The 26,693-nt window shown below is 66.2% G+C and carries 31 protein-coding genes and 3 tRNA genes; 31 read left to right on the top strand and 3 right to left on the bottom strand.

All coding sequences use genetic code 11. The features are described from left to right. The 3 genes from HYV14_11775 to HYV14_11765 form a co-directional block, all read left to right on the top strand. Positions 1 to 298: hypothetical protein (locus tag HYV14_11775; protein MBI2386678.1), on the top strand; the 298-nt coding region annotated here is incomplete at its 5' end. Beyond that, positions 295 to 1,026, top strand: coding sequence for a tetratricopeptide repeat protein (locus HYV14_11770; GenBank protein ID MBI2386677.1), 732 nt, complete (start codon positions 295 to 297; stop codon positions 1,024 to 1,026). The genes HYV14_11775 and HYV14_11770, both read left to right, overlap by 4 nt. Before the next feature lie 387 nt (positions 1,027 to 1,413). After that, the gene (locus HYV14_11765) at positions 1,414 to 3,648 is read left to right on the top strand and encodes a S9 family peptidase (GenBank protein ID MBI2386676.1); all 2,235 of its coding nucleotides are present in this window, start codon (positions 1,414 to 1,416) and stop codon (positions 3,646 to 3,648) included. Here HYV14_11765 and HYV14_11760 read toward each other — a convergent pair. After that, on the bottom strand, positions 3,645 to 4,205 hold the full coding sequence (locus HYV14_11760; GenBank protein ID MBI2386675.1) for a hypothetical protein: 561 nt from the start codon (positions 4,203 to 4,205) through the stop codon (positions 3,645 to 3,647). The two genes, HYV14_11765 and HYV14_11760, sit on opposite strands and share 4 nt — an antisense overlap. 69 nt (positions 4,206 to 4,274) lie before the next feature. Between HYV14_11760 and HYV14_11755 the strand changes: the two genes are divergently transcribed. The 16 genes from HYV14_11755 to HYV14_11680 all read left to right on the top strand — a co-directional run bounded on the left by HYV14_11755 (position 4,275) and on the right by HYV14_11680 (position 17,182). After that, the gene (locus HYV14_11755) at positions 4,275 to 4,751 is read left to right on the top strand and encodes a transcriptional repressor (GenBank protein MBI2386674.1); all 477 of its coding nucleotides are present in this window, start codon (positions 4,275 to 4,277) and stop codon (positions 4,749 to 4,751) included. 40 nt (positions 4,752 to 4,791) lie between these two features. Further along, a complete protein-coding gene (locus tag HYV14_11750; protein MBI2386673.1) occupies positions 4,792 to 5,157 on the top strand; it encodes an ASCH domain-containing protein in 366 nt (121 codons plus the stop codon). An 8-nt stretch (positions 5,158 to 5,165) separates the two neighbouring features. Then, positions 5,166 to 5,345, top strand: coding sequence for a hypothetical protein (locus HYV14_11745; GenBank protein ID MBI2386672.1), 180 nt, complete (start codon positions 5,166 to 5,168; stop codon positions 5,343 to 5,345). A gap of 4 nt (positions 5,346 to 5,349) precedes the next feature. Beyond that, positions 5,350 to 6,648: a tRNA (N6-isopentenyl adenosine(37)-C2)-methylthiotransferase MiaB gene (gene miaB / locus HYV14_11740; protein MBI2386671.1), complete on the top strand. Its 1,299-nt coding sequence runs from the start codon at positions 5,350 to 5,352 to the stop codon at positions 6,646 to 6,648. After that, complete coding sequence (locus HYV14_11735; GenBank protein ID MBI2386670.1) at positions 6,635 to 7,102, top strand: PilZ domain-containing protein; 468 nt, start codon at positions 6,635 to 6,637, stop codon at positions 7,100 to 7,102. The genes miaB and HYV14_11735 overlap by 14 nt, the downstream gene beginning before the upstream one ends. 6 nt (positions 7,103 to 7,108) lie before the next feature. Then, a complete protein-coding gene (locus HYV14_11730; protein ID MBI2386669.1) occupies positions 7,109 to 9,745 on the top strand; it encodes a trypsin-like peptidase domain-containing protein in 2,637 nt (878 codons plus the stop codon). 10 nt (positions 9,746 to 9,755) lie between these two features. Continuing rightward, entirely contained in the window at positions 9,756 to 10,163 is a 408-nt protein-coding gene (locus tag HYV14_11725) for a hypothetical protein (GenBank protein MBI2386668.1), read from the top strand. An 86-nt stretch (positions 10,164 to 10,249) separates the two neighbouring features. Then, on the top strand, positions 10,250 to 10,489 hold the full coding sequence (locus HYV14_11720; GenBank protein ID MBI2386667.1) for a hypothetical protein: 240 nt from the start codon (positions 10,250 to 10,252) through the stop codon (positions 10,487 to 10,489). 42 nt (positions 10,490 to 10,531) lie between these two features. Further along, entirely contained in the window at positions 10,532 to 11,476 is a 945-nt protein-coding gene (gene miaA / locus HYV14_11715; GenBank protein ID MBI2386666.1) for a tRNA (adenosine(37)-N6)-dimethylallyltransferase MiaA, read from the top strand. Beyond that, positions 11,457 to 12,998 (top strand): fused MFS/spermidine synthase, encoded by a 1,542-nt coding sequence (locus HYV14_11710; protein ID MBI2386665.1) that lies wholly within the window; start codon positions 11,457 to 11,459, stop codon positions 12,996 to 12,998. Before miaA ends, HYV14_11710 begins: the two co-directional genes overlap by 20 nt. Continuing rightward, positions 12,998 to 14,299, top strand: coding sequence for a GTPase HflX (gene hflX, locus HYV14_11705; protein ID MBI2386664.1), 1,302 nt, complete (start codon positions 12,998 to 13,000; stop codon positions 14,297 to 14,299). Before HYV14_11710 ends, hflX begins: the two co-directional genes overlap by 1 nt. 55 nt (positions 14,300 to 14,354) lie before the next feature. Further along, positions 14,355 to 14,960: a glycerol-3-phosphate 1-O-acyltransferase PlsY gene (plsY, locus tag HYV14_11700; GenBank protein MBI2386663.1), complete on the top strand. Its 606-nt coding sequence runs from the start codon at positions 14,355 to 14,357 to the stop codon at positions 14,958 to 14,960. After that, entirely contained in the window at positions 14,944 to 15,927 is a 984-nt protein-coding gene (locus tag HYV14_11695) for an NAD(P)H-dependent glycerol-3-phosphate dehydrogenase (GenBank protein MBI2386662.1), read from the top strand. The genes plsY and HYV14_11695 overlap by 17 nt, the downstream gene beginning before the upstream one ends. 11 nt (positions 15,928 to 15,938) lie before the next feature. Beyond that, positions 15,939 to 16,547, top strand: coding sequence for a bifunctional nuclease family protein (locus HYV14_11690; GenBank protein ID MBI2386661.1), 609 nt, complete (start codon positions 15,939 to 15,941; stop codon positions 16,545 to 16,547). Continuing rightward, positions 16,544 to 16,804, top strand: a complete 261-nt coding sequence (locus tag HYV14_11685) for an integration host factor subunit beta (GenBank protein MBI2386660.1) — start codon at positions 16,544 to 16,546, stop codon at positions 16,802 to 16,804. Before HYV14_11690 ends, HYV14_11685 begins: the two co-directional genes overlap by 4 nt. Positions 16,805 to 16,810: 6 nt before the next feature. Then, complete coding sequence (locus HYV14_11680) at positions 16,811 to 17,182, top strand: MerR family transcriptional regulator (GenBank protein MBI2386659.1); 372 nt, start codon at positions 16,811 to 16,813, stop codon at positions 17,180 to 17,182. Between the two features lie 9 nt (positions 17,183 to 17,191). Here HYV14_11680 and HYV14_11675 read toward each other — a convergent pair whose 3' ends face one another. Together HYV14_11675 and HYV14_11670 are read right to left on the bottom strand one after the other, a co-directional pair. Further along, positions 17,192 to 17,560: a hypothetical protein gene (locus HYV14_11675; GenBank protein ID MBI2386658.1), complete on the bottom strand. Its 369-nt coding sequence runs from the start codon at positions 17,558 to 17,560 to the stop codon at positions 17,192 to 17,194. Beyond that, complete coding sequence (locus tag HYV14_11670) at positions 17,557 to 18,834, bottom strand: hypothetical protein (protein ID MBI2386657.1); 1,278 nt, start codon at positions 18,832 to 18,834, stop codon at positions 17,557 to 17,559. The genes HYV14_11675 and HYV14_11670 overlap by 4 nt, the downstream gene beginning before the upstream one ends. Positions 18,835 to 19,017: 183 nt before the next feature. Here HYV14_11670 and HYV14_11665 point away from each other — a divergent pair. The 12 genes from HYV14_11665 (at position 19,018) to HYV14_11610 (ending at position 26,260) form a co-directional block, all read left to right on the top strand. Continuing rightward, positions 19,018 to 19,089 (top strand) — tRNA-Pro (locus HYV14_11665). A gap of 31 nt (positions 19,090 to 19,120) precedes the next feature. Further along, positions 19,121 to 19,196 (top strand) — tRNA-Pro (locus HYV14_11660). A gap of 105 nt (positions 19,197 to 19,301) precedes the next feature. Further along, the gene (locus HYV14_11655) at positions 19,302 to 19,586 is read left to right on the top strand and encodes an acylphosphatase (protein ID MBI2386656.1); all 285 of its coding nucleotides are present in this window, start codon (positions 19,302 to 19,304) and stop codon (positions 19,584 to 19,586) included. A gap of 7 nt (positions 19,587 to 19,593) precedes the next feature. Beyond that, positions 19,594 to 20,625, top strand: a complete 1,032-nt coding sequence (locus tag HYV14_11650) for a sigma-70 family RNA polymerase sigma factor (protein ID MBI2386655.1) — start codon at positions 19,594 to 19,596, stop codon at positions 20,623 to 20,625. Positions 20,626 to 20,627: 2 nt separating this feature from the next. After that, positions 20,628 to 21,191 carry an adenine phosphoribosyltransferase gene (locus HYV14_11645; GenBank protein ID MBI2386654.1) on the top strand — a complete coding sequence of 188 codons (564 nt, stop codon included), beginning with the start codon at positions 20,628 to 20,630 and terminating at the stop codon, positions 21,189 to 21,191. After that, on the top strand, positions 21,192 to 21,740 hold the full coding sequence (locus HYV14_11640) for a nucleotidyltransferase family protein (protein ID MBI2386653.1): 549 nt from the start codon (positions 21,192 to 21,194) through the stop codon (positions 21,738 to 21,740). Next, positions 21,730 to 21,933 (top strand): hypothetical protein, encoded by a 204-nt coding sequence (locus HYV14_11635; protein ID MBI2386652.1) that lies wholly within the window; start codon positions 21,730 to 21,732, stop codon positions 21,931 to 21,933. The genes HYV14_11640 and HYV14_11635 overlap by 11 nt, the downstream gene beginning before the upstream one ends. Positions 21,934 to 22,011: 78 nt before the next feature. Next, positions 22,012 to 22,083: transfer RNA gene (locus HYV14_11630), tRNA-Arg, on the top strand. A 28-nt stretch (positions 22,084 to 22,111) separates the two neighbouring features. Then, positions 22,112 to 22,780, top strand: coding sequence for a hypothetical protein (locus HYV14_11625; GenBank protein ID MBI2386651.1), 669 nt, complete (start codon positions 22,112 to 22,114; stop codon positions 22,778 to 22,780). A gap of 236 nt (positions 22,781 to 23,016) precedes the next feature. After that, on the top strand, positions 23,017 to 24,477 hold the full coding sequence (locus HYV14_11620; GenBank protein MBI2386650.1) for a hypothetical protein: 1,461 nt from the start codon (positions 23,017 to 23,019) through the stop codon (positions 24,475 to 24,477). A 101-nt stretch (positions 24,478 to 24,578) separates the two neighbouring features. Then, a complete protein-coding gene (locus tag HYV14_11615) occupies positions 24,579 to 24,797 on the top strand; it encodes a hypothetical protein (GenBank protein ID MBI2386649.1) in 219 nt (72 codons plus the stop codon). A 92-nt stretch (positions 24,798 to 24,889) separates the two neighbouring features. Continuing rightward, positions 24,890 to 26,260 carry a hypothetical protein gene (locus tag HYV14_11610; protein ID MBI2386648.1) on the top strand — a complete coding sequence of 457 codons (1,371 nt, stop codon included), beginning with the start codon at positions 24,890 to 24,892 and terminating at the stop codon, positions 26,258 to 26,260. The last annotated feature ends 433 nt before the right edge of the window (positions 26,261 to 26,693 follow it).

Below are 26,693 nucleotides of genomic sequence, written 5' to 3'. Positions count from 1 at the left end.
CGAGGCCCAGCCCGCCGCGGAGCGCGCCCGCGCGGTGGCCCTGCTCGGCGAGGCGCTGACCGGCTATCTCGCCGACAAGCTCGGCCGGCCGGCGGCGGGGCTGACGCTCAAGGCCGTCTCGGCCGCCCTGCAAGGCCGCAAGGCGGCGCCGGCCGGACTCGCGCGCCTGCGGTCGGTGTGGGAAGAGCTCGACTTGCTGCGCTACGCCCCGGGCGGGGCCGGTCAGGCCGAGGTCAAGCGCCTCGCCGACGAGATCCGGGCCCTCGCGCTCGCCTTCGACAAGGAGCTCCGCTCATGATCGCCCTTCTCCTCGCCGCCGCGCTCGCCTCGCCGGACGCGGCCGCCGCGCCCGCGACGTACGACCAGGCGAGGGCCGCCTACGACGCGGGCGATCACGACCGGGCCGCCGCCGCATTCGCCGCGCTCCTCGCCGCCGATCCCGGCGACCCCGCTCTGCACTACGACCTCGGCAACGCCCTGCTCAAGGCCGGCAGGCTCGGACGCGCCTCCGCCTCGTATCAGCGCGCCTTCGACCTCGACCCGCGCGACGGCGACGGGCGTCACAACCTCGACTTCGTCCTGAAGCGCTCCGGAGAGGAGCTGGCCCCTCCCGGCATCCCCGCGCCCGCGTTCGCGGCCTTCACCGCGCTGTCCGCCCGCGAGCTGGCGGGCCTGCACTGGCTCGCGGCCTGGGCCGCCATGATCCTCGCGGCCCTGACCTTGCTCGGGAACGTCGAGCGGCGCGAGGCGCTGCGCGACTGGCTCCTCGGCGCCGCCGCCGCCTGGGTCCTGTTCGGCCTCTGGTGGGCGGGCCTGCGCGCCGTGCTGCCGCCCGGGCGAGGGGTCATCGTCGCCGGCCGCGCGGAGCTGCGCAACGGGCCGGGCGAGAAGTTCACCGTCGGCTACACCGCTCCCGAGGGCCGCCGCGTCCGCGTCCTGGCGGAGAGCGGGGAATGGCTCGAGGTGGGCCTCCTCAAGGAAGGCGTGAAAGGCTGGATCCTCGCCGCGTCGGTCGAAAAACTCTAAGCGGCAAGCCGTCGGCGGGCGGCCGGAGGCCTAGACCGGATGTCTTTGGCTCTCTTCCCTTACGGCCCAGGCCGCGCAGGCCGGGTCCCCGGTACAATAGGACCTGCGGCCTCACCCGGTCGCAGGGGATAACCTCGCATGGCCCAGCGCCCAAGCCGCACAATCGCGACCGTTCTTGCCGTCGCGCTCGTCTTCTCCTCCGGTTTCGACGCGAGCCGCGCCGCCGCGCAGACCGTCGCGAGCCGCCGCGCCTCCGTTTCGCTGACGCCCGCGCTCGGACTCGGGATCACGAACGCGCCGGCGCCCGGCTTGACGCTTCCCGCTCTTTTCCTGACCGCGCCTTCGCTCTCGGCGCCTTCCATCCCGGCAGCCCCGCCGCCGATCACGATGCCCGCCGCCGTTTCGCCCGCGGCCGCCGCCGCGACCCCGGCAGGCGCGGCCGTCACGGCCGCGCAGGCCCTCCATGCCGCGGCGCCTCGTGGAGGGGAGAACGCTCCTCTTCCCGACGGCGACGGCCGGCGCCTCGACGCCGCTTTCGACGGCGTCAAGCATCCGGAGAGTCGCCGCGACGAGAGCGTCGTCAACGACTATCACGGCACGAAGGTGAGCGACCCGTATCGCTGGCTCGAGGACGACAACTCCGCGGAGACCAAGGCTTGGGTCGACGCGCAGAACCGGGTCACCGAAAAGGCGTTGGACGCGATCCCGGAGCGCGCCGAGATCGCCGCGCGGCTCAAGGAGCTTTGGAACTACGAGCGCGTCGGCACGCCCACGAAGATCGGCGGACATTGGATCTACATGGCCAACGACGGGCTGCAGAACCAGTCGGTGATGTACAAGGCCCGCACGCTCAAGGGCCCGCGCGCGGTCCTGCTCGACCCCAACCAGCTTTCCGCCGACGGCACGGCGGCGCTGTCGGGCACGTCCTTCTCCCAGGACGGCCGCTACCTCGCCTACGCGATCTCGCGCGCCGGCAGCGACTGGAACGAGTGGAAGATCCGGGATGTGGCCGCCGGCAAGGACCTGCCCGAAACGCTCAAGTGGACGAAGTTCACGGGCGCCTCCTGGACCAAGGATGGAAAGGGCTTCTACTACACGCGCTATCCCGAGGCCAAGGCCGGCGACGAGCTCACCGGCGCCAACGAGAACGCCAAGGTCTACTATCATAAGGCCGGCGAGCCCCAGGATAAGGACGTCCTCGTCTACGAGCGTCCCGAGCAGCCGCGCTGGAGCTTCGGCGCCGGCGTCACCGAGGACGGCCGCTACCTGCTGCTGTACCAGTACGAGGGCACGGAGCCCAAGAACCGGATCTGGGTGAAGGATCTCGCCAAGCCCGGCGCGGACTTCAAGCCGCTCTTCGACCGGTTCGACGCCAGATACTCGATCATCGGCAACGAGGGCCCGCGCTTCTTCGTCCAGACGACGAATGACGCGCCGCGCGGCAGGCTCGTGGCCGTCGACCTCCGCAGCCCGGCTCCGGAGAACTGGAGGACGGTCATCCCCGAGGCGCGCGACCGCGACGTGCTGGACTCGGTCGGCCGAGTCGGCAAGCGCTTCGTCGCCGTCTGGAAGACGGACGCCCACGAGGTCATGCGCGTGTACGGCCCGCGCGGAGGATTCAAATACCAGGTGAAGCTGCCGGCGATCGGCTCGGTGAGCGGCTTCGAACCCACGACGAGCAAGGAGGAGAAGAAAGGCTTCTTCACGTTCTCATCCTACAACTACCCCCGCACGCACTTCCGTCTCAATCTCGAGACGGGCAAGACCAGCGCCTACTGGAGGCCGAAGGTTCCCGTCGATCCGTCGAAGTTCGAGGTCACGCAGGTCTTCTATCCCTCGAAGGACGGCACGAAGATCCCGATGTTCATCGTGCACAAGAAGGGCCTCAAGCTCGACGGGACCAACCCGACCTATCTCTACGGCTACGGAGGCTTCGGCGTCTCCATGACCCCGGGCTTCTCCGGCGCGAACATCGCCTGGCTGGAGCGCGGCGGCGTCTACGCCGTGGCGAACCTCAGGGGCGGCGGCGAGTACGGCCAGGAGTGGCACGACGCGGGGCGCCTCGACAAGAAGCAGAACGTCTTCGACGACTTCATCGCGGCGGCCGAGTTCCTGATCAAGGAGAGATACACCTCCTCGCCCAAACTGGCGATCGGCGGCGGCAGCAACGGCGGACTGCTCGTCGGCGCGGCGATGACCCAGCGCCCGGAACTCTTCGGCGCGGCCGTCCCCGAGGTCGGCGTGCTCGACATGCTGAGGTTTCACCTCTTCACGGTCGGCCGCGGCTGGAAGAGCGACTACGGCAGCAGCGAGACCAAAGAGGGCTTCGACACTTTGATCGGATACTCGCCGCTGCACAACGTGAAGCCGGGGACCTCGTATCCGGCCACGATGGTGATGACGGGCGACCACGACGACCGGGTCGTCCCGGCGCACAGCCACAAGTTCACCGCCGCGCTCCAGGCCGCCCAGGCGGGCCCGGCGCCCATCCTCACGCGCGTGGAGAAGGACGCGGGCCACGGCGCCGGCAAGCCGATGAGCAAGATGATCCAGGAAGTCGCCGACATGTGGGCCTTCATCCTGAAGGCCCTCGGCGTCTCGCGTCCAGCCGGTCTGTCTTAAGGGTTGCGCGGCGTGATCGGCGTCAGCGGCACCGCGGGGACCGGCGGCGGGGGAGGCTCGGGCGCGACGACGGGGGCCTTCGCCTTCACGGGAGGGGGCGCCTGCTTCTCGCTCTTCTTGCCCTTGGCCTGCTTCGCCGCCGGCTTGCCCTTCTTCGGCGCCCTCATCAAGGTCGCCGTCGGCTCCACCTTCTTCTTCGGAGCCGCGGGGGCGACGCTCTCCTCGTCGCCTTCCTCGCCCTCGGGAGCCGCGACCTTGACGCTGATCATCGGCTCTTCCTTGGCCGGCTTCTCCGCCGGCTCCTCGCCCTCGGCCGCCTCGTTGGGGGCGGCTCCGCCCTGAGGAGGCTGCTCCTCGGAGGAGTTCGGCTCGGCGGACTCCTCCTGGGGCGGCGCGGCGTCGTTCGCAGCGCCTTCGCCTCCGGGGGGGGACAACGGCGGCTCGGGGGCGGCGGCGTCGGCCGGAGCCGAGTCGTCGGACGCCGCGTCCTCGCCTTCCTGGGCGCGCACCGGGAGCGCCAGGAGCAGGAGGACGGGCAAAGGCCAGAGGCGCTTCATGTTTTTATTGTAGCAAGGTCTAATGACTAAATTATTGCGCCCGGCCTCCCGGACTGGTACCCTATGGCCGTGAGAGAACTCGTCGTCTACGAAGGCGGCCGCGACAAGAGGCACGCGGAGAAGATCGTCCGCGTGTTCACCGAGCACCTCGCCAAGAACGGCCTGCGCCTGACCGGACAGCGCCGCCTCATCCTCGACCACTTCCTCAAGGCCGACCATCACCTGAGCCAGGACGAGATCTATCACGCCCTGCGCTCTCACGGCGTGGGCCGCGCCACCGTCTTCCGCACCCTCAAGATGCTCCAGGAGTGCGGCATCATCTCGCCCGTCGTCGGCCAGGGCGGCACCGCGCGCTTCGAGGTCGAGCACGACCGCCCGCATCACGACCACCTGATCTGCGTCTCCTGCGGGCGCATCCAAGAGGTGCGCTGGCCCAAGCTCGAGAAGATCCAGGACGACGCCTGCCGCGACGCGGGCTTCGTGCCGAAGTGGCACCGGCACGAGGTTTTCGGCCTCTGCAAAGATTGCGCCAAAAAGTCCGCTTAATCGTCCCAATCCTCGTCGACAATAGTTATAATCTTCCACGGTGAAACGTTTCCGTTTCGGCTGGTACGGCGACGGCGGACTGGGTGAGAAGATGATCCAGTCCATCCTGGCGGGCCGCAAAACGGCCACCGCCTGCCCGGCCTATGATCCCGAGGACGCCGACCTGAAGGTCGGAGACGCCCTCCAGCTCGTCGACAAGCACGGCAACGTGCGCGCCCAGCTGGTCGTGACGGTCGTCGAGCTGCGCTCCTTCGGCAGCTTCGACGAGGACCTCGCCCAGCGCGAGGGCGTGACCTTGCCCGAGCTCAAGGAGAAGATGAACTTCGCCAACGGCCGGCATATCCGCGAAGAGGAAGAGATGCGGGTGGTGCACTTCCGCGTCGTGCAGTCGAAGGTCAAGCTCTAGGAGGCCCCATGATCCAGAAGAAGACGCTCGCCGCCCTCGAGAAGGTCATCATGGCTCTCGCGCCGCTCGACCCGGAGGCCCGCCGCCAGGTCATCGAGGCGACGCACGACCTCGTCGAGATCGGCATGGGCCGCCGCCAGGGCCAGGACCAGAAGCCGGCGAAGAAGAAGTCCAAGAGCAAGCGATAGCTCGATGCGCCTCCACGTCGTCACCTTCGGCTGCCAGATGTCCGTCGCCGACGGCGAGGAGCTCGCCTCGCCCCTGACCGGCCGCGGCTTCACCGCCGTCTCCGAGCCCGAGAGCGCGGACGCCATCGTCCTCAACACCTGCACCGTGCGCCAGCACGCCGAGGACAAGGCCCTCTCCTTCATCGGCCGCCTGCGCGGCTGGAAGGAGAAGGACTCCGAGCGCGTGCTGATCGTCGCCGGCTGCGCGGCCGAGCGCCTCGGCCCCTGGATCCGGAAGCGCTTCCCGTACGTGGACCTCGTCGTCGGCGCCAAGTCCATCGAGGACTACCCGCGCATCGTCGAAGAGGCCCTGGGCGCGCGCTTCGACGCGATGGCCGAGACGCGCCGGGCGTTCCCGCCGGAGACCCTCGACAAGCCCACGGGCTGGGCCTCGCCCTGCACCGCCTTCGTCACGATCATGCGCGGCTGCAACTACTCCTGCTCCTACTGCATCGTGCCCTCAGTGCGGGGCCGCGAGCTGTACCGGCCGTACGAGACGGTCATGGCGGAGGTCCGGGAGAAGGTCGGTCGCGGAGCCAAAGAGATAACGCTCCTCGGCCAGACCGTCAACAGCTGGCATGCCCCGGAGGGGGGAGCGGAGCTCCGCTTCCCGGAACTGCTGAGACGCCTGGGAACGATCGAGGGCCTCGAGCGGGTCCGGTTCGAAAGCCCTCATCCTCACTTCGTCAACGACGACCTGATCGACGCGATGGCGACGACGAACAACATCTGCGAACAGATCCATCTTCCGCTCCAATCCGGATCGGACCGGCTTTTGAAGATCATGCGGCGCAATTACGACGCGGCCTCGATCCTCGACAAAACCGCGCGCCTGCGGCGCGCGATACCTTGCGTTGAAGTCACCACTGACATTATCGTAGGATTCCCCTCAGAGACCGACGAGGATTTCGAGCGCACCCTCGACCTGGTCGGGCGTCTGCGGCCGTCGTGGTCGTACACGTTCAAGTACTCGCCCCGCGAGGGGACCGAGTCGGCGGACATGACGGACGACGTCCCCGACGCGGTGAAGGAAGAGCGGTTGTCGAGGCTCAACGCTTTGTGCGACGGCCTGACGGAGGAAGCCTTGGCCGCCCGGGTCGGGACGGTCGTGGACGTGCTGGACGAGGGCGGCGGCTTCGGCCGCACCCGCGACGGCTTCAAGGTCTCCTGGAAGGGAGCCGGGCCGGCGGGACGGACCGTCAAGGTCCGCGTCACCGGAACGAGCAAACGGATCTTGAAAGGGGAAACAGATGACCGAGCATAAGAAGACGGGGGCCGAGCGCCGCAAGCATCGCCGGTTCAGCGTCGTCGAAGGGATGGTCGAGCCGATCACGCTCGAGCTCGAGGGCTCCGACAACATGATGCACAAGCAGCCCGCGATCATGACCGACCTCTCCGCCGGCGGCATCTCGCTGCTGATGTTCATCGAGCCGCCCCACACCAAGAGCTTCCAGATGACCTTGAACATCCCCGGGCTCGAGGGCGTTCCGATCGAGGCCGGCATCGTGCGCGTGCACCAGAAGGGCGAGACCTACAGCGTCGGCCTCGCCTTCAGAAAAATCTCGCGCGAAGCGCAGAAGGCCATCGAGAAGATGGCGGAGGACAGCGCCGACTGCCAGACCCGGACCTCCCTGGGACTGCCCGACGCCTGCGGCTCCGACTGCCCGTTTCACTCCCTGTTCTCCGGAAAAACGAAGACCGCGCGCAAGGCGAAGTAAACCTGGGTGAGAAAGGCTCGAGCGGCGCTCGCGCTTCTCCTCGCCGTTGCCATCCCCGTCCGCGCCGAGACCACGACGGACCCGCTCTGGTACCTGCTCTCGACCTACGTCTTGGCCCCCGACGCGAGGGCCGTCGAGGCGCAAGGTGATGGCCCCGCCGACTCGAAGGGCCTCGCGGCGCTCCAGGCCGACCTCCTCGTCCTGACCGACGGCTTCGAAGGCTTCCGTGACGAGGCTCAGGTCAAGGAGACACTCGAACGACTCAAGCCGCGGATGTCGCCGGAGCTCAGGCCGTTCTTCAAGGACCGCTCCTCCAGCCTCGACGCGATCTACCGAACGTTAGCGGTCACCGATTACACGTGGGCGCAGCGATTCCCTGAGCCGCCCTGCGAGCCCCTCGAGGCCCGCCGTAAGCTCCTCACAAGCCGGGACGGATTGTTCCAGACCGAGAAAGGCGAAGCCTCACCGTGGTTGTTAGCCTTGCTCGGCCCGCAAGCGGAGGGGAAATCCGCGGAACAGGCACTCGACCAAGCCTCGTCCCAGGCAAAGCTGACCGGGGCTGAATACGAGAAGTTCCGCGCCCGGGTCCGCAAGCTGACCATGGCGCTGGCCTCCGAGAAAGCGATTGGCGCGGCCCGTTCAAAGCTGTATTGTGCTCGCGCGACCGCCTTCACAGACCTTGCCGCCGCGCAGAGAGTGAAGGACACGGTTCTCATCTCGGCAGGGCGCGTCGTCTCACAGAAACCCGAAGAAAGCGTTTTTGTCGTGGTGTGGAAAGACCAGCGGGCCGCCGCCACCTTGCTCAAAACGAAGAACGGCGCCGTGCTCGTCACCGACGCCGCCATCGTCGCCGACACCGACCACCCCAACCTCTTCGCTTATTCTGGGACGGCGAAGCCCGTCCAGCTCACGGCGACGGTCGTCCGCCGCCATCCCGAACTGAGCGTGGCCGTGCTCTCTTATTCCGAGGATCTGGCTCGTCCCGCTCTCTCGATCGCGGAGACGACGCCCGCCAAAGACGAACTCGTCACCGCCGTCGGGCATACTATGATCTCCGGCCTTTGGACGAAGACAGCCGGCCTCGTGACCAAGGTCGGCGAGGCCAGCTTCCAGACCGACGCCGCCATCTCGCCCGAACTCAGCGGCGGCCCCGTCCTCAACGAAGCGAGTCAAGTCGCGGGCATGCTCGTGTTGCGCCCGGCCGACACGGAAGAAGGCCGTTGGCCCGTCGCAATACCCGCGCCCGTTCTCGTCCGCTGGCTCGACGATCCCGCATTCAATTTCTCGACCGCCCCGCTCGAGATCATCGAGGACGACGGCACGGCCGCCGTCCTGACGCGCGCCCGTCCCCTCGATTTGACCGAGGCGGGGCTAGGCGCCTGGAACATCCCCAACCTTCCGCCTCCGCCGTCGGTTCCGCACGGTGTCTGCGTGCAGAACTGCGGCGGGGGGAGTTCTTCTGGCTCGTCTTACTCCAGTGGGTACTCCGGCACCGGCGGCGAGGAGTTGGGGAAGGCGCTCGGTGAATTGGGCGCAGTACTAATCCTCAAAGGGATTCCGGCGCTTTTTCGAGGCATAAGCAAGTTATTCAGGGGCGCGGGAAAGCCCCAGGCTTCGGCCGGTTCTTCATCGAATTTCGTACCCAAACCGGCGCCGGCGAAACCCGAGGCGCCGCCGAAACCGAAGTTACCACTCAAGCCGACCAAAATTACGCTGAGCAGCGACAAGGACGCGGCCTCGCGAGGAGAGGCGGTAATACTTCTGGCCGAGGTTGAATTCACGGGCGACCTGGGCAACAAGGCAGGGTTCCCAGTGACCTTCAGCGCGGATTCCAACCTTTTTGAATTTCCCGACGGAGCGACCGCGCGGACCGACGACGCCGGACGTGCCTGGGTGGAAATGTTGATCAAAGTCGACCCCGCTGACCAAGCCCATGAGGACTTAGACCGCGAAGTGCGGCGGCAAGATGGCGCAGTCGTCGCGCCTCGATCCCAGCAGGATGTTCCTAGAAGCACCAGGCCTGAATCCAAGGTGAAGTTCGCTGCAGAAAAGCATTTGGCCGGACTCGAAGACGAGGAGGGAACTCAGGACACTCATTCTCCAACCCACAGCCCCGATTCTTCAATTCATAGCGGGCCAGGACTGCCCCACACAGAAGCAGGCGTCACTCTCCCCGCAACGGCATCCGCCCCGACGCCTCTCAGCCCGGCGACCATGCTGGGAGCCCAACTAGGGGGAACCGGGATCACCGCTTCACGGTCATTCAATCTGAGCAATCCAGGCGTTGGATCAGCAACAGGTGTCGCCGAGGATAAGGGCCGATTCAATCATGTAAGCATTCATGTTCAAATCAACGGCCAGTCCGGGAAGAAAGCACGCGTCTCTGAATCGGATAAAATCAACGTAACCGTAATCATGGGGCTCGCCATGTTGAAGGAGGTCGAATTGAGTACCCGATTCAAATTTCGCAATCAGCCGCAAAACGTGCGGAATTTCGACAAGGCTCTTGGACGGGCCGAGGCTTACATCCGGACCTACGATGATGATGGCCACCTATCAAAGAGCTTCGACTTCGGGATTAAGGAGGCATATCGCCTCGATCTTGAGATAAGGGGACGCTACCCCTTTCGTGCAGGCAAGTAATGGAGCACCAATGAAGAAGACCAGCAAAGTGTTGGATGCATTCAATCGTATCGACAAGGATCTCCTTCCGGATATTGCGGCCGAACTCCTACCCAAGTCGACGAATCACTACGTTATTCACCGCAACATCAATTGTGACGCCGATGAAGTAATCACGGTTTCCCATCTGCTTCGGCTACACCCCAACGAAGACATTAAGCAACTTTGGGGAAACCTCATCCCCCGCATATCCGCATTCCTGGGAAAATGTGGCGCCAAGGACTTCGAACGGATCAAGCACCATAAAGACGAATACATTGAGATTGAGGCCGCCTATAAAGGACGAGGGCTTCGCGGGATTTTCTCCTTACTAATCTACGGCCTCGAGGGCCAGGAATGTCTCCTCAATCTCAGATTGACTGAATCAAAACGGGCATGAACATTGGGTTAGCTGAACGATGATCAGCCTCGAGATAGAGCCTCGGAACTCGTCAGAACAGCGAGACCGCATCATTAGCGACAACCATGCGAATCTTAGATCAAGACAACGATAAGGCGATCGATACCATATCAGTGCTCCTCACCACTGATGAGGCCAAGGAATTGCTGGACTCCCTTAAACAGCTGCTCGAAACTCCTACTAACAATCACGCCCATATACCCGACAAAGGTTTCAAGAAGGAAATCACAATCGCGATATATGCGGAAGGTTCGACTGCCGGGTTCGATAAGCGAACAGAAAGGCTGATTCTTGCCGATGAATGATGACTCAAGAGGAGCTGCTCTGAGCTGCGGCCGAACCTAAGCATGACCGACAACTCCGCATCGCTCATCGTTCTCGCCGGGCCCACGGCCTCCGGCAAGACCGATCTCGCCGTAGCGCTCGCTGAGGCGCTCGGCGCCGAGGTCGTCTCCGCCGACTCGCGTCAGGTGTATCGCCGGCTCGACGCCGGCACCGCCAAGCCCTCCCAGGAGCAGCGCGCGCGCGCGCGCCACTGGCTGCTCGACTGCGCCGACCCGTCCGAGACCTTCGACGCCGCGCGCTGGGCGAAGGAAGCCTCCGAAGCGATCGCCGACATCCGCTCGCGAGGGAAGCTCCCGCTCGTCTGCGGCGGCACGGGCCTGTACCTGCGCGCCTTGCTCGAGGGGATGTCGCCCCTGCCCCCGAGGGACGAGGCCGTGCGCGCGCGCCTGACGGCCGAGGCGGAGAAGAACGGCCGCGAGTCCCTGCACGCGCGCCTGGCCAAGGCCGACCCGGAGGCCGCGGCCGGCATACCGCCGGCGAACATCCAGCGCGTCCTGCGCGCGCTCGAGGTGCTGGAGCTCACCGGCAAGCCGATCTCCGCGCACTGGCGGGAGGGCCGTACCGGCGGGACCGCCGCGACTTTGACGCTCCGCCTCGACATGAGCCCCGCGCTGTCGCGGGAGCGCATCGAGACCCGCGCGCGGGGGATGTGGCCGGGGCTGCTCAGCGAGGTGATGGCGCTCGTGCCCAAGGTCTTCACCGGCCAGGAGCCCGGGTTCACCAGCCTCGGCTACCGCGAGGCGCTGGCCTGCGCGCGTGGTAAGATGTCCGAGGACGAGGGCCTGGCCGAGCTGATCCGCGGGACCGTCGCCTACGCCAAGCGCCAGCGCACCTGGTTCCGCAACCAGCTCGAGGCCGAGGCGCTCGACGCGTCCGAGGGCCACGACGCGATGCTGGCCCGCGCCTTGAGACTTTGGGAGGAAGCCCGTGAAAAAACCGCCGCTTAAGCCGGGACAGCAGCCGCCGTACACCACGCCCTACCTGCTCGGCAGCCTGTTCCTGTCCGGCGCGTCCTGCCTCGTGCTCGAGCTCGCGGGCGCGCGCCTGATCAGTCCCTTCTACGGCTCGTCGATCTACACGTGGTCGGCCATGATCACGGTGACGATGGTGGCCCTCGCCCTCGGCTACGCCTGGGGCGGACGCCAGGCCGACCGCCAGCCGTATCTTCTTTTATTCGCGCGCATGCTCACCGCCGCGGGACTGACCGTCGCCGCCGTGCCGTGGCTGCGCGCGCCCATCCTGCGCGCGAGCCTGCCCTTCGGCATCCAGGCCGGCGCGCTCGTCAGCGCCGGCGCGCTGATGGGGCCCGCGCTGGTGCTGCTCGGCGCGCTCGGCCCCGTCGCGGTGCGCCTCACCGCCACGGGCGCGTTCGACACCGGCCGCAGGTCGGGAGACGCCTGGGCGATCTCGACGGCGGGCAGCGTCCTCGGCGCGGTGCTGACCGGCTTCGTGCTGGTGCCGCATCTGCCGATCTCCAAGATCCTGTACGGGATCGCCCTGATCCTGATGCTGCTCGGCGCGCTCGGCTCCTGGCTGTCCCTGCGCGCGCTGCCGCTCGGGCAGCTGGCGGCGTGCGCCGCCTGCGTGGCGCTCGTGCTGATGCCGGCGCCGAAGCCGCGCCATTCCCTGTCGGCGCGCGAGTCGGCCTACGGCCGCATCGCCGTGACGGACACCGGCTCCAGGCGCTACCTGCTCGTCAACGGCACGAGCCAGTCGGTGATGGAGAAGCCGGAGGGGGAGAGCGAGTCGCAGTACATCCGCGGCATGGAGTGGTCGCGCGCGCTGCGGCCGAAGGCGGAGCGCGCCTTGGTCGTCGGCCTCGGCGCGGGCCTGCTGCCCAAGGCGCTCGAGCGCCGCGGCCTGACCGTGGACGCCTTCGAGATCGACCCCGCGATCGCCGAGACCGCCTACAAGGATTTCGGCTACGAGCCGAAGGGCAAGGTCGTCATCGGCGACGGCCGCGCCCTGCTCGAGACGGGCCTCGGGCCGTGGGACCTCGCCTTCCTCGACGCGTTCGGCGCCGAGTCGCCGCCCGCGCACCTGTTCACCGCCGAGGCGTTCGGGCGCATGCGGGATTCCCTGTCCCCGGACGGGGTGCTCGCGATCAACATCGTCAGCGCGGTGGCCGCCCCCGACGACCGGCCCTGGAAGGCCGTGTACCGCACCTTGTCGGCGTCTTTCCCTCACGTGCGCGCGTTCGTCGCCAGCGAGCCCAACGACGGCCTCGCCAACATCCTGCTCTTCGCGTCCGCGGGCCCGCTCGAGGCCGGCCCGCCCGCGGCGCCGGAACGCTCGTCCAAGGAGGTCGCGCTGATGCTCAGCCGCGAGTTGAAGCCGGTCGCGCGCGACCTCGAGGGCGCCCCCGTCCTCACCGACGATTTCGCGCCGTTCGACACGCTCATGGCGGGGACCGCGCGCCGCTGGCGCACCTTGCTGCAGAAGGCGATGCCCGAGGTCCTGCTCGACTGATGGCGCGCAAGACCGGCGTCCGGAACGTCTCCCGCGAGACCCGCGCTCCCATCGAGCGCGCGGTCCTCGTCGGCGTCGGTCCCAAGTCGCAGACGGACGTGATCCGCACCAGCCTCGAGGAGCTCAAGCGCCTCGTGGAGACGGCGGGCGCGCTGGTCGTCGGGGAGACCACGCAGGCGCTCCAGCGCTTCAACTCGTCGACCTTGATCGGCGAAGGCAAGGTGGAGGAGATCGTCGGGATGTGCGCCGGCCTGCGCGCGGGCACGGTGATCTTCGACCTCGAGCTGAACGCCGGCCAGCAGAAGAACCTGGAGAAGGCGCTGCCGAAGGTGAAGATCGTCGACCGCACCCGCCTGATCCTGGACATCTTCGCGCGGCGCGCGCGCACGAGCGAAGGAAGCCTGCAGGTCGAGCTGGCCCAACTGTCCTACATGCTCCCGCGCCTGACCGGCATCCGCGCGTTCTCCCAGCAGGCCGGAGGCATCGGCACGCGCGGCCCCGGCGAAAGGAAGCTCGAGTACGAGAAGCGCCATATCCAATACCGCATCAAGCATCTGCGCGCCGAGCTCGAGCGCGTGCGCTCCTCGCGCCGCCTGCGCCGAGAACGGCGCGCCGGCGTACCCGTGCCCCAGGTGGCCCTCGTCGGCTACACCAACGTGGGCAAGTCCACCTTGCTCAACCAGTTGACGGGGGAATACGCCGCGTACGCCGACGACAAGCTGTTCGCGACCCTCGACCCGACCGCGCGCCGCGTGCGCCTGCCGAGCGGCGGCTGGGCCGTGATGACCGACACCGTCGGCTTCATCCAGCGCCTGCCGACGTCCTTGATCGCCGCCTTCCGCTCGACCCTCGAGGAGGTGGAGGCCGCCGACTGCCTCCTCGTCGTGCACGACGCGTCCTCTCGAGAGCTCGACGGCCAGCACGCCTCGGTCAAGCTCACCCTCGAGGACCTCGCGACGGGCGGCATACCGCGCGTCGAGGCCTTCAACAAGGCCGACCGCCTGACCCCCGCCGAGCGGGACGACCTCGTGAGACGCTATCCGGAGGCGATCCTGATGTCGGCCGCCTCCGGCGACGGCATCCCCGAGGTCCTCGCGCGCGTCGAGGAGGCGCTCTCCCGGAAGTGGCTGCTGCGCGAGATCGACGCGCCCGCCGCCCAGGCCGGCTCCTGGACCGCCCGCTTGTACGAGTCCGCGCAGATCCTCGAGCGCAAGGTGATGGGGGAGAAGATCCGCTTCCGGTTGAGGGTGACGGCCGAAAACTGGAGCCGTTTACAGTCCTTATTGACTCCGGCCGCCTGACAGGCTATTCTCTGGGGTATACGGCCCGAGGCAAGGCCGGATAACGCTGAAAATAATGATAGATTTCCGCGACGCCGCGCTGATCCTGTTCGGCTACTTCGCCGGCGGCATCCCCACGGGCTATCTCGTCGTCAAACGCCTCAAGGGCTACGACATCCGCACCCGCGGCTCGGGCAACCCCGGCACCGCGAACGTCTACCGCAACGCCGGCGCGCTCGCCGGCGCCATCACCCTCGTCGTGGACGCTTTGAAGGGCTACGCGCCCGTCTACCTGTCGATCGCCACCCAGCCGCGCCGTCCCGAACTGGCGATCGCCGCCGGCGCCGCCGCGATCATCGGCCACAACTGGACGCCCCTTCTCGGCTTCAGGGGGGGAAAGGGCGTGGCCACCTCCGCGGGAGTCTTCCTGGCTTTGCTTCCGTGGCCGATGGCCGTCACGATCGGAGCCTTCGCCCTCGCCGTGAAGGTCTCCGGCCACATCTCGGTCGGGTCGATGACCGCCGCGATCGTGCTCCCCATCGCCGCCGTCGCCCTCGGAGCCAAGCAGGCCTATTGCATCGCGGCCGGCGTCGCCGGCGCGCTGATCATCTACAAGCACATACCCAATCTGAAGCGGTTGATCGAGAACAAGGAGCTGGGAATCCATGGCCCGTCAGCTTAAGGTAACGGTGTTAGGCGGCGGGATGTGGGGCTGCGTCTTAGCCCAGCATCTGGCCAACAAGAAAGCGAAGGTCACGATCTGGGAGTTCGTGCCGGAGCTCGCGGCGAGTTTGAATAAAACTCGTCGTCACGCGCAGATCCCCGGGTTTCGTTTGGATGGGGCCATCAAGGTCACCCACGACGTTGCCGTTGCCGTAAAAGACGTCGATGTCTTGCTGTTCGTGCTGCCGTCCCGAGCGTTGGCCGCGACGGCGAAAAACATTCGCGGGATCGGTCTGCCGAAAAACGCGGTCGCCGTCAACGCGTCCAAGGGCGTCGAACCCCACACCTTGGCCACGATGGGCGACATCATCTCCCGCGAGCTCCCCGCTCTCCGCGGCAAGGTCTGGACTCTGTCGGGCCCCTCGTTCGCCCGCGAGGTCGCCCGCGGCGTCCCGACGGGGATGATGCTCGGCGGACCCGAAGGCGCCGAGGCGAAGGTCCTGGTGCGCCTGTTCGACGGCGGCGCCCTCAACGTGACCCACTGGCCCGACCGCCACGGCGTGGAGCTCGGCGGCTCGCTGAAGAACGCTATCGCCATCGGCGCCGGCATCCTCGACGGCCTCGGCACCGGCGCGAACACCAAGGCGGCCCTGCTCGTGCAGGGGCTGGCCGAGATGGCGAGCCTCATCCATGCCCGGGGCGGCCACTACAACACCATCTACGGCCTGTCGGGCCTCGGCGACCTGATCGCGACCGGCACCTCCCCCGAGTCCCGGAACCGAGGGTTCGGGGAAAAGCTCGGGAAAGGCCTGACGCCCAAGCGCGCGCTCGCCGAGATCCCCACGGTCGTCGAGGGCATCGAGGCCTCCGCCAGCGCGCGCGAGCTGTGCCGGCGCTATAAGGTCAAAGCGCCGCTGCTCGAGGCGATCTGGCGCGCGACGCGCGGCGCCCCCGCGAAAGGCGTGCTCAAGGCGCTCGGATTTTAACGGAGAACGATATGGCCAAGGAAAAGGGCGGCGACAAGGACAAGGATAAGGAAAAGACGCCCGAGCCCGCCAAGGCGGGGACCGGCGAGAAGGAAGTCCGCATCTACTCGCTCGCGACCACGGTCAACGAGTGCATCATCTTTCTCGAAGAGCTCTCCGGAAGCAGGCTTTTACCCATCTGGATCGGCATCACCGAAGGCCAGGCCATCGCGATCCGCTTCTCCGGCATCGTCCTGCCGCGCCCGCTGACCCACGACCTGCTGCTGGCCGCCATCCAGGAGCTCGGCTTCGAGGTGAAGAAGATCGTCGTCAGCGACATCAAGGAGAACACGTTCTACGCGAAGGTGCACGTCAGCGACGGGAAGAAGACCGTCCAGCTCGACAGCCGGCCGTCCGACGCGATCGCGATCGCCGTGCGCGCGGGCTGCCCGATCATGGTCCACGAGAGCGTCTTCGAGCGCTGCCAGACCCTGCACAAGCCCATCTCGGAGGACGAGGTCTCCAAGTTCAAGGAGGACCTCAAGAGCCTGAAGCCCGAGGACATCTTCAAGGATCTCAAGAAGAAACCGGAGGGCGGCGAGCCGCCGCCCAAAGGCAAGGAAGGGGGAGACGCCAAATGAACCGCCTCGACATCATCAAGGCCGTCGCGAAAGTCCTGACCACGAAGGGCGAGGCCGCCCTCGCGGTCGAGACGACCTTCGAGACCATCCGCGCGTCGCTGAACCAGGGCGACAAGGTCGTGATCTCGAACTTCGGGACCTTCCGCGTGAAGGCCCGCCAGCCGAGGAACGGCCGCAACCCGAAGACCGGAGAGCAGGTCAGCGTCCCGTCGCGCCGCGGCGTGCGCTTCAAGGCTTCCAAGAACCTGCTCGAGTAACGAAAGGTGGAGCTGCCGTTCCTGCCCGACCGCGATTACTATACGATGCGCGAGGCCTCGCGGCTCGCGCAGGTGCCGCCGCACACCTTGCGGTACTGGGAGAACAAGTTCGGAGACCTCAAGCCGTCGCGCAAGCAGGGCGGGCACCGGCGCTACTCCCGCGCGGACCTCGAGCTGATCCTCGAGATCAAGGACCTCCTGCACCGCCGCAAGATGACGGTCGCCGGCGCGCGCCGCGCGCTGATCGACCGGCGCCGCGGCAAGACCGCCCTCGACGCGCCGCTCACCGGCCCCGCCCCCGCCGACGGCGCCCAGGCGAAGCTCCTCCGCGAGGTGCGCAAGGAGCTCAAGGCGATCCTGGAAGAGATGGGTCGCTGAGTCGAGTTTTTAGCGAGCGAATCGCTGCGCCAACGCCAGGGCTTCTTCGGAAAGTCCCTTGCCAAACGAAATGTCCCACATTGCGGCAAGCAGCCCCTGCTCGTCAGGATCGTCCTTCAACCGCAGATCGCACGAAATCGCGTCGGCAAGAATCATCGACGCCCATTCACGAATTCTAACGGGGTCGTGCTTGTAGTTTAAGATGCCTTGAGCCAGATCGGCGGCACCGACCCAAACCGAGAGTTGCCGCGGATTAGATATCTCGACCTTATCGCCATCAATCCTGACGAATATACCGATATCCGCCAATTCCGACCACGGCCTATCCCCGCGGACAACACCTCGCAGCGTCCTCGATTCAGGCGATTCCTGTATCATTGGGTTTTGGGATCAAAATGCACGAGTTGGCCGGCAGAATTATACGCTCGCTGGATTACTTGCTTCGTGCCGTTGGGCGAGATCGTATGCTCGAATTCTTGAAATCCATCTCGTCCCGGGCGGCTGACTTTCAATATCAAGTCGCCGCCTTTTTGCACCGACATCTTGATTGTGTCGGAAAGGGTCGCACGTTGGATAGCTCGCGAAGCAGCCTGAAGCTGATTCGGCGGCAGCGTCATGCCCTGAAGCGCGACGCGGGCCGAGACTTTAGTCAATGCCTCGCCGTTGCCTGCCGCAACCGCAGGCAACGGGGAACCTTGCAGACGCTGTGCAAGGTTCGTGACGACAGGCGCGGCCACACGCAGCACCGCCGGCCCGCCATAGACAAGGCCCAATGCGAGAATCGGCGTCCCGATAAGTACGGCGGAATTGAGGTAGTTGCGCCGCACTTGCTCCGGCGAAACATCCGGCGCAGGATTGAGACCATCGTTGGCAGAGGCGGTGCTGTTGGACTTAGATACTTTATAGAAACCATAGGCCGTGAACCCCGCCCCCGTCACGATCAGGACGGGCAAAAGCGGTGTATGGCCCCGCGCGGGCAGAGGCTCGTTCTCGCCCGTCATCACCGCCGGAACCTCGCCGGACTTCGCGCTGGCTTTGACCGCGAGCTTGTAGGGTTTTCCGGGATCATCAAGGCCATCGATGCCTTGTGACTGAGGCGCGATCGGCGAGAGGGCCTGCGTCGTAGGCGTTTTTCCGGCAATACGGCCCTCGCTCGAATATTTGAGCGCCAATGCTCCTTTGTCGTCTGACTGACCATGGTCCTGATTGTATTTCAAGACCTGATTAGCGGACGCGAGCGCGCCCAAGTAATCGCCCTGTTGGAACTGCACATAGCCCCGAGCATTGAGCAGCGTTGAGTTATCCGGCTCCTGCAACAGCGCCTCGTCCAGGCGAGCCATGGCTTCACCGGGCTCTTGGAGTCGCGCCAGGATACGGGCGTGGAGTCCTGTATTGGCGGGCGAGGGAGGAATGCGGGTGTCCGTCTCAATGAGGTCGACGCGAAACTGCCGCACGAACTCAGAGAATGCCTCCGGCGTCACTTGGCCTTTATCCCTGGCCTCCAGCTTCTGCGTCAGGATTCTCTCGAGCCGAACAAGATCGGGAGCAGGTTCATTCTCCATCGAGACAGTTAGGGTTGGCGCGGGCGCTGCGGCGGCCATGCTTGCCGCCGCGATCAGGACCGACAACGTCAAGATGGGGGGGAGCTTCATGACCTCACGCAGTATAACCCTAACCCTTCTAGATGTCCACAATTTCCGAGCTTTTTACCGACCTTTATACGCTCGCGGAATCCGGTCTTATGCACGAAACAGTTGCGCCGGAGGGGGGCAAAGGATTAAAATACCTCCTGACGAGTGGTTCGGCCGGCGCCGACCGCATGTCGCGCCCGCGGTCGGGGACTGGCTCAATGGTAGAGCGCTCCCTTGGGGTGGGAGAGGCTACAGGTTCGATTCCTGTGTCCCCGACCGCGGGCGTGACCGACTCGTTTCCGGGCATCGGGGTATAGCTCAATTGGCAGAGCGCTTGGTTCGGGACCAAGAGGTTCTCAGTTCAAGCCTGAGTACCCCGACCACTTTGACGGGAAGAAGGGTAACGACGCGGTCGTTACCCTTCTTCTTTTTTGACTTGTGTCTTTTTGATGTTAGCCCCTTGCGCGCGCTCTTGACAAACATTTAGAATGTCAATCAGAGACCCCTTGACGCGTCTACATGTAACGGTCCGTGGGCGGGTTCAGGGCGTCGGCTTCCGGTGGTTCGCATCGGACACGGCCGAGTCGCTCGGCCTGACGGGCTGGGTGAGGAACTTGAAGGACGGGTCGGTCGAGGCCGAGGCGCAGGGGACGGAGGAGGCGCTCAAGGAGTTCGTCGAGCGCCTCAGGACCGGGAACCCGGCGGCGCGGGTGGACTCGATCGAGACGCAGACGCGGGCCGCGAAGAACGAAACGACCTTCAGAATCGTCTAGGAGACACATGGAACCCTCTACGGACACAACGAGCCAATACTTCAAAGGGATACAGAAGTTGGCCCTCGTCACGCGCGAGGAGATGCACGAGTTGTGGAAGAAGGCCAAGAAGGGCGACCGCGTCTCCAAGCAGCGCATCATGGAGGCGAACCTGCGCCTCGTCGTGCCGATCGCCAAGAAGTACCACCGCCAGGGCATCGACTTCATGGACCTCGTGGAAGAGGGCAACCTCGGCCTGATGCACTCGATCGACAAGTTCGAGCCGTCGAAGGGCTACCGCTTCTCCACCTACTCCTCTTATTGGATCGAGCAGTCGATCCGCCGCGCGGTCGAGGAGACGTCCAAGACCATCCGCATTCCCCCGCACGCCTGGGAAGCCCTGCGCAAGTGGCTGAAGATGTGGGAGAAGATGCACGTGAAACTGGGCCGGGACCCGTCCCTGGCGGAGATGGCGCGCGCGATGCACTGGACGGCGCGCCAGGTGCGCGGCGTGCTCGACGCGGCCGAGGCCGCCAAGGGCATGGGCTCCTTCGACGCCCCGATCGACTCGGGCGACGACAACATCACGGTCGAGGACATGATCGCGGAGACCACGGCGCAGTCCCCGGAGAACCTGATCGGCGTGCTCAAGCTGCACGACGAGCTGCACCAGGCCCTGCGCGAGATCGGCGAGCGCGAGCGCATGATCCTCGAGTTCAGGCATGGGCTCACGGGGCAGACCCCGATGACGCTCGAGGAGGTGGGCAAGCGCCTGCGCCTGTCGCGCGAGCGCATCCGCCAGATCGAGGAGCGCGCGCTGCTGCGCCTGCGCCGCGTCGCCAACCGCATGGGGCTCATCGAGGTCGACGAGGGGGGGCGCCGCGGGCCGACGAACCTGCAGCCCGGCTTCTCCGCGCCGAAGCTCAAGACCGACATCCTCGGACAGACCATCCCGGCCGGCCGCAAGACCGCGCCGACCGCGGCGCAGTCGTCGCGCCGCGCGCCCCGCAAGCTCGTGTTCCTGCCGCCGGCGAAGGCCGGCGGAAAGAAGAGGAAGTGATCATGGCCGCGAAAGCGAAGCCGCGCCGGGACGCCGGCCCGACCCTCGGGCTCGAGGCCATGAAGGCCCTGATCATGGACGTCCCCGACTTCCCCAAGAAGGGGATCATGTTCAAGGACATCACCCCGCTCTTGGCCGATCCCAAGGGCTTCAACGCCGTGATCGACGGCCTGATCACCCCGTTCAAGCGGGAGGGCATCGAGATCGTGGCGGGCGTCGAGTCGCGCGGGTTCCTGCCCGCGCCGGCGATGGCGGCGCGCCTGGGCGCGGGCATCGTCCCGCTGCGCAAGAAAGGCAAGCTCCCGCGCAAGGTCCATTCCGCGAGCTACGACCTGGAGTACGGCACGGACTCGATCGAGGCCCACGCCGACGCGTTCCCGAAGAACGCCCGCATCCTGCTGGTCGACGACGTGCTGGCCACCGGCGGCACCGCCGCGGCCGCGATCTCCCTGATCGAGGCCTTGGGGGGGAAATTGATCGGAAGCACCTTCCTGATCGAGCTCTCTTTCCTTAATGGACGCCAGAAGCTCGCCGGCCGGACGATCCATTCTCTCCTGACCTACTGAATGGCGGACCTGGAATCGCTCCTTGGGCGGCTCCTGCGCGAGTTCGACCGGCGCAAAACGCGCTACGCCCTGATCGGCGGCTTCGCGCTCGGCGCCCACGGCGCGCCGCGCGCGACCCGAGACCTCGATTTCCTCGTCCACAACGAAGACATGCCGGGCGTCCACGAATTCCTGACGGCCGGGGGGTATCGCCGCATCCACCACTCCGAGAACGTCTCGCAATACGACATGGGCGGACCCTGGGGCGCGATCGACTTCATCCACGCCTTCCGGCCCTTGGCCCTGGAAATGATCGGCCGGGCCGTTTCAAAAGACTCGGCTTTGATCGGCCTGCCCGTCAAGGTCGTCAGGGCCGAGGACCTCATCGGCCTCAAGGTCCAATCGCTGGCCAACAATCCCGCCCGCCGCCATAAAGAACTCGCCGACGTCGAATCCCTGCTGGAGGCGAGAAAGGACCTGGATTGGGCTCGCATTCGGGAGTTCTTCGTCCTTTTCGGCTTGGCCGACGCCTATGCCGAATTGGAGGCGCGATTCAAGCATGGCCGATGATAACGACGCCGGCCTCGTCTCCGATTCCTGGCGCATCGACCAGGAGATCATGCGCCGCAACGCGGCGCCGGCCGATCCCGCTGCGATGAAAATCGACGACCTGATCCGATTTCTCGATGAAGCCCTGCGCCTGGCCGGAGCCGCCCAGGCCCCGCGACTTGGCCCTGCGGATCACTCCCGCCCCCTGATCTGAGCCCCTCGAAAAGGCCCTACCCTCTGGCGGAAATAGGGTCGATAAGCTATTATGGCGGTCCTGTAACAAGGAAATGACGCCTCGATAGCTCAATGGATAGAGCTACTCCGTCCTAAGGAGAAGATGGGGGTTCGATTCCCTCTCGGGGCAAACGCTCTCTATAAGGATTAACCACTCCATGTCTACCGAAAAGCATTGGGCCAGCAGGCAAGCCGCCAAGCAGGACGAGGTGCGGGATTTCTTCGGCAAGGGTCTCGACCTGGCGCTGAAGCACCGCAAGGAGGCCGGCATGGGGGTCGGAGCCGCCGCGATCATCGGCGTGGTCGTCGGCTTCGCCGTCTACGCGCGCAAAACCAACGAGAACGAGGCCTGGGACAAGCTGTCGATGGCCGAAGCCTATTCCTATTATGGACGCCCTAAGGAGGCGTCCGACGCGCTGGCGGAGCTGACGGCGCAGCGCGCGAGCGCCGCCGCCGCCGCCCTCGCGGGCATGATGCAGGGCGAGCTCAAGCAGGCGAAGGGGGAGAACGACGCGGCCCTCGCGGCCTTCACGCGCGCCGCCGAGGACGCCCCCGAGCCCCTGAAGCCCTTCGCGGCGTCCGAGAAGGTCTCCGCCCTGGAAGCCGCGGGCAAGGGCGCCGAGTGCGCCGCCGCGGCGCAGGCCTTCCTGGACGCGAACGCCGAGCATTTCCTCGCCCCGCAGGTGCAGGAGACCATGGCGCGCTGCCAGCTGGCCTCCGGCCAGGCCGACGCGGCGCGGGCCACGTGGCAGAAGATCTCGCTCCAGTATCCCGACACGCCGTGGGCCGCGCGCGCGAACGCCCGACTCCAACCACCCACTAAATAACACTCGATACCACTGAGTGGATTGCGCGGCCTTGTGACGGTTTCATGTAACGCACGCAACAAACAGTTGACAACGCTAAAACACCTTTGCTAGATTCGGTCCGCTGCATGCGTTCGTGAGGAGCCGCAAAGAACTGGCGCTCCTGTCGTACGTAGGCCCCGTCACAAACGGGGTATGACGTGAGTATCCCCGCTGAAACGGGGCTTACGATACAAACAAGAGAGGATAAAAGAGCAATGAAAAAGCTCCTGGGAACGACGTTAGCCCTGGCCATGTTCATTCCGGCCGGTGCGAATGCTGAGCTGCTGAAGAACTTCAAGGTGAGCGGAAATCTGGACATCCAGACGACCTCCGCCCGCAACGTTGTGGACTTCGTGACCCGCCCCACCGGTGCGAATAGCTCGCCCGCGTCTGCCAACAACAACGACCGCATCGGCCACGCGACCACTCGCGTGATCGTCAAGATGGACTGGGACCTGCTGGACGACGTCCACTCTCGCGTGACCCTCGTCAAGGGCGCGCAGGGCACCGCCGCCAGCTCGGCCGGCCGCACGTACGGCTCGGGCGCCCAGGACCTCAACATCATCCAGAGCGCCATCGTCGTTGAGGAAGCCAACGTCAAGATCGACAAGGTGTTCGGCCTTCTCGATGTGACGGCCGGCCGCCAGTTCTACGGTGAAGAGGGCGACCTCATCGTCTACTACGGCCCGCGCGACGCCTACGGCCTGCGCGTGGACGCCATCGACATGTTCCGCGCCGACTGGAACGGCGAGCACATGTCGGTCACCGGCATCGCCGGCAAGACCGCCGATACCGCCGTGACCACGGTCGGTTCCGGCAACGCGGCGACGGACCTGCGCGGCATCGTCGTCTCGTGCAAGATGCACGAGATGGTCAAGCCGAGCGCGTACGTGTACAACCGCGTGACGCACGGCGTCGCGGGCATCGGTCAGACCCTCGGCAGCACGGGCACGTCCGCTGACGGTAAGAACTCCAACCTGTGGGTCGCCGGCGTCAAGGCGAAGGTCGCCACGGGCGGGTTCTCCGGCAGCCTCGAGCTCGCGAAGAACTTCGGCGAGGATCGCGCGACTTACGCGACCGCCGCGGGCGGCGCTCGCGCCGTCAACTACAAGGGCTACGCCGTTCAGCTCAAGGCCGGCTACAAGCTCGATCTCTCCGACGTCGGGGCGGTCAATCCTTGGGGCGAGTACGGCATGGGCACGGGCGACAGCAACTTCGACTACGCGGGCAACAACACGTTCCAGTCCATCAACACGGACTACCGCCCGGGTGGGATCTACGGCCGCTTCGACACCGGCGCGGCCATCGCCCTCGCCGGCAACGGCGTGGCTAACGGCGCGAACACGTTCGCGTCCAACGGCCTGTCCAACCGCATCATCTGGGGCGTCGGCGTCAAGGCCACCCCGAGCGCGTTGAACAAGCTGACGGTCGGCGCGGCGTTCTACCGCTACGCCTTCCACCGCGTCGCTCCGTTCAACGCGGCCGGCACCAAGTCGTCCCGCAACATCGGCTCCGAAGTCGACGTGACGGGCGAGTGGAAGCACTCCGAGAACGTGTCCCTCAAGGCCACGGCCGGAACCTTCCAGCCCGGCGCGGCCGTCCGCGACTTCCGCGGCGCGAACGCGGCGACCAACCCGGCCGTCATGCTGGCCGGCGACGTCGCGATCAAGTTCTAAGAATCATCTAGAACGAAAGTAAGGAGCCCCCCGGCCTAAACGGCCGGGGGGTTCTTTTTTTGTCCGTTGACAGCCCCGGGCGCTCGCGTTACAATGGGCGGATGGCCGAGTCTCGAGTCCGACGACAAAAGCGGGAAACGCTCGCGGTCGCCTGGCGCTCGCTCACGCCCGTCCAGCGGCTCAAGCGCGCCGCCGTGATGACCGCCGCCGGCCGGAAGCTGCGAGCGGCGGGCCTCGCAACACGCGGCAAGTCCTCGATCGTCCGGGACGCCGCGCCCGCGCCCTTCCACGACATCGGCCGCGTCCTGGCACGGCCTTGACGAAACGCGCCTCGGGGAGTCCTGCCGGGAGCGCCGCGTCCTCGACCGTCTCGCGCTCATACGCCGATAGGATTTTGCTAGGATTTCGGTCGATGCGAACGCTTTCGCTCGCCGTCCTCCTCGCCTCAGGCCTCTCCACCGCGCGCGCGGCGAGCCTGGACGTGACCGCCTCCTACAAGCTGAAGGCGTCGTCCTACTCGAATCTCCACTACAACACGGCCGACAAGAACTCCCACTCCTTCATCGCCAACGACGCGCGCCTGGGCATCGCGGTGCGCAAGATCCCTCTCGAGCAGCGCGGGGGGGAGGACGTCACCATGGACCTCGGCATCGTCCTGCGGGCCATCGGCGTGTCCGGCTCCACCGCCTCCGTGGCCTCGCCGTTCGACCGCGTCGCGTCCTACTACCCCAACGCGGACCTGACGCCGTTCATCGAGAACGCCTACCTGAAGGTGCACCGCCTCTTCGGCTACCCTTGGGAGGCGACCTTCGGCCGCCAGAGCTACCGCCTGGGCGGCGGCCTACTGCTCGACGACGACGGCGCCGGACTGACCGGCGCCTCCGCCCGCGGCGAGCTGCCGTGGTGGAACATGAAGGTCGAGGGCTTCGTCTTCAACGACCGCAACCCCCTGAACGCCTCCGCCCCGAACAGCCTCGACCTCGCCGGCCTGTCCGTGGACCTGCCCGGCGAGGGCGTCTGGCAGCTCAACCAGCTCATCGAGCGCGACCGCGCCCAGCAGACCGTCTACGGCTGCAGCTACACGGGCAACCCGCAGGCCAACGGCTGCCTCGTTTCGAAGGCGCTGCGAAGCTTCACCGGCTTGAGATACCAGATCAGCTACGGCCCGATGGTGTTCGACGGCGAGGCCGCGATCCAGAAAGGCTACGCGACCCCGACCGGCCCCTCGCCCGCCGGCAACCACATCACCTACAACGGCAACGCCCAGGTCGTGCGCATGAAGTGGAAGCAGTCGCTGTGGAAGACCGGCGAAGGCATCGCCCGGATGTCCGTCGCGCGCGGCAGCGGCGACGATCCCGGCACCCCGACCACGGACGAGGCGTTCTTCCCGAGCCGCGGCCACCGCCACAACGGCCTCGAGCGCGCGGGCTTCGGCGAGCTGTTCGCCGCGACCGCCTACGACGCGTTCGGGGGGAACTACTCCACGACCACCAAGAACGGCCTGCGCAACGGCGCCTCCGGCCTGCTGGTGGTCGGCGCCGGCTACACCCCGCCCGCCTACAAGAGCCTCACCCTCGACATCGACTTCTTCCTGTACCAGGCCGAGCGCATCTCCAACGGCCCCCGGACCTTGGGCACGGAGTGGGACGTACGCCTGCGCTACCCGATCCGCGACCAGCTGAACATCGCCGCGACCATGGCCTACTTCCGCGCCGGTAAGTTCACGGACCCGGGCCGCTCGATCGCCCGCAAGTACTCCTTCGAAGTCTCCGGCCGCTTCTAAGCGCCTCCCGCCGGGACCGGAGGGGGCGCCTCAGGGACGATCGCCCCCCACGAATAGTTGCATCAACCTGCCACTTTGGCAGGTAAAAAATACGCGCCTCCAGGCACCTGGCCTGACGATTCGACGAATTCCCGCCCAAAAGACTCGCACCGGTGCGAGTCCCGGCCGGGGCTTCCGGACCTAGGTCCCGGGTTTACGGCGCCTCTTTCAGCCCGCCCACGCGGCGCGTCCCAGCCTGTTGGCCCCTAACGACCCTATTCCGGGCCCTTCGACGCCGCCCAATCCCGCGCCCCGCCTAGGAACGTGAGCAAGTAGTCGGATTTAAAGGCTTCAACGGCATTGCCCCCCAACGGAATGGCCGCCCCCGCGGGGGGCGGCCAGGATCGTCGCCTTCGGCGCCGATCTTAAATGTACTGCAGCATCGGCGCATCGT

The organism is Elusimicrobiota bacterium (assembly GCA_016182905.1).
In the GTDB taxonomy this organism is placed as follows: domain Bacteria; phylum Elusimicrobiota; class Elusimicrobia; order UBA1565; family UBA9628; genus GWA2-66-18.
This window is presented reverse-complemented; position numbering and strand designations above follow the sequence as displayed.

Bases quoted from the DNA above. Each gene is read 5' to 3' on its own strand.
- HYV14_11770 (MBI2386677.1), top strand. From the start codon at position 295: ATGATCGCCCTTCTCCTCGCCGCCGCGCTCGCCTCGCCGGACGCGGCC.
- HYV14_11765 (MBI2386676.1), top strand. From the start codon at position 1,414: ATGCCCGCCGCCGTTTCGCCCGCGGCCGCCGCCGCGACCCCGGCAGGC.
- HYV14_11760 (MBI2386675.1), bottom strand. From the start codon at position 4,205: ATGAAGCGCCTCTGGCCTTTGCCCGTCCTCCTGCTCCTGGCGCTCCCG.
- HYV14_11745 (MBI2386672.1), top strand. From the start codon at position 5,166: ATGATCCAGAAGAAGACGCTCGCCGCCCTCGAGAAGGTCATCATGGCT.
- miaB (MBI2386671.1), top strand. From the start codon at position 5,350: ATGCGCCTCCACGTCGTCACCTTCGGCTGCCAGATGTCCGTCGCCGAC.
- HYV14_11735 (MBI2386670.1), top strand. From the start codon at position 6,635: ATGACCGAGCATAAGAAGACGGGGGCCGAGCGCCGCAAGCATCGCCGG.
- HYV14_11725 (MBI2386668.1), top strand. From the start codon at position 9,756: ATGAAGAAGACCAGCAAAGTGTTGGATGCATTCAATCGTATCGACAAG.
- HYV14_11720 (MBI2386667.1), top strand. From the start codon at position 10,250: ATGCGAATCTTAGATCAAGACAACGATAAGGCGATCGATACCATATCA.
- miaA (MBI2386666.1), top strand. From the start codon at position 10,532: ATGACCGACAACTCCGCATCGCTCATCGTTCTCGCCGGGCCCACGGCC.
- hflX (MBI2386664.1), top strand. From the start codon at position 12,998: ATGGCGCGCAAGACCGGCGTCCGGAACGTCTCCCGCGAGACCCGCGCT.
- plsY (MBI2386663.1), top strand. From the start codon at position 14,355: ATGATAGATTTCCGCGACGCCGCGCTGATCCTGTTCGGCTACTTCGCC.
- HYV14_11695 (MBI2386662.1), top strand. From the start codon at position 14,944: ATGGCCCGTCAGCTTAAGGTAACGGTGTTAGGCGGCGGGATGTGGGGC.
- HYV14_11690 (MBI2386661.1), top strand. From the start codon at position 15,939: ATGGCCAAGGAAAAGGGCGGCGACAAGGACAAGGATAAGGAAAAGACG.
- HYV14_11685 (MBI2386660.1), top strand. From the start codon at position 16,544: ATGAACCGCCTCGACATCATCAAGGCCGTCGCGAAAGTCCTGACCACG.
- HYV14_11675 (MBI2386658.1), bottom strand. From the start codon at position 17,560: ATGATACAGGAATCGCCTGAATCGAGGACGCTGCGAGGTGTTGTCCGC.
- HYV14_11670 (MBI2386657.1), bottom strand. From the start codon at position 18,834: ATGAAGCTCCCCCCCATCTTGACGTTGTCGGTCCTGATCGCGGCGGCA.
- HYV14_11655 (MBI2386656.1), top strand. From the start codon at position 19,302: ATGTCAATCAGAGACCCCTTGACGCGTCTACATGTAACGGTCCGTGGG.
- HYV14_11650 (MBI2386655.1), top strand. From the start codon at position 19,594: ATGGAACCCTCTACGGACACAACGAGCCAATACTTCAAAGGGATACAG.
- HYV14_11645 (MBI2386654.1), top strand. From the start codon at position 20,628: ATGGCCGCGAAAGCGAAGCCGCGCCGGGACGCCGGCCCGACCCTCGGG.
- HYV14_11640 (MBI2386653.1), top strand. From the start codon at position 21,192: ATGGCGGACCTGGAATCGCTCCTTGGGCGGCTCCTGCGCGAGTTCGAC.
- HYV14_11635 (MBI2386652.1), top strand. From the start codon at position 21,730: ATGGCCGATGATAACGACGCCGGCCTCGTCTCCGATTCCTGGCGCATC.
- HYV14_11625 (MBI2386651.1), top strand. From the start codon at position 22,112: ATGTCTACCGAAAAGCATTGGGCCAGCAGGCAAGCCGCCAAGCAGGAC.
- HYV14_11620 (MBI2386650.1), top strand. From the start codon at position 23,017: ATGAAAAAGCTCCTGGGAACGACGTTAGCCCTGGCCATGTTCATTCCG.
- HYV14_11615 (MBI2386649.1), top strand. From the start codon at position 24,579: ATGGCCGAGTCTCGAGTCCGACGACAAAAGCGGGAAACGCTCGCGGTC.
- HYV14_11610 (MBI2386648.1), top strand. From the start codon at position 24,890: ATGCGAACGCTTTCGCTCGCCGTCCTCCTCGCCTCAGGCCTCTCCACC.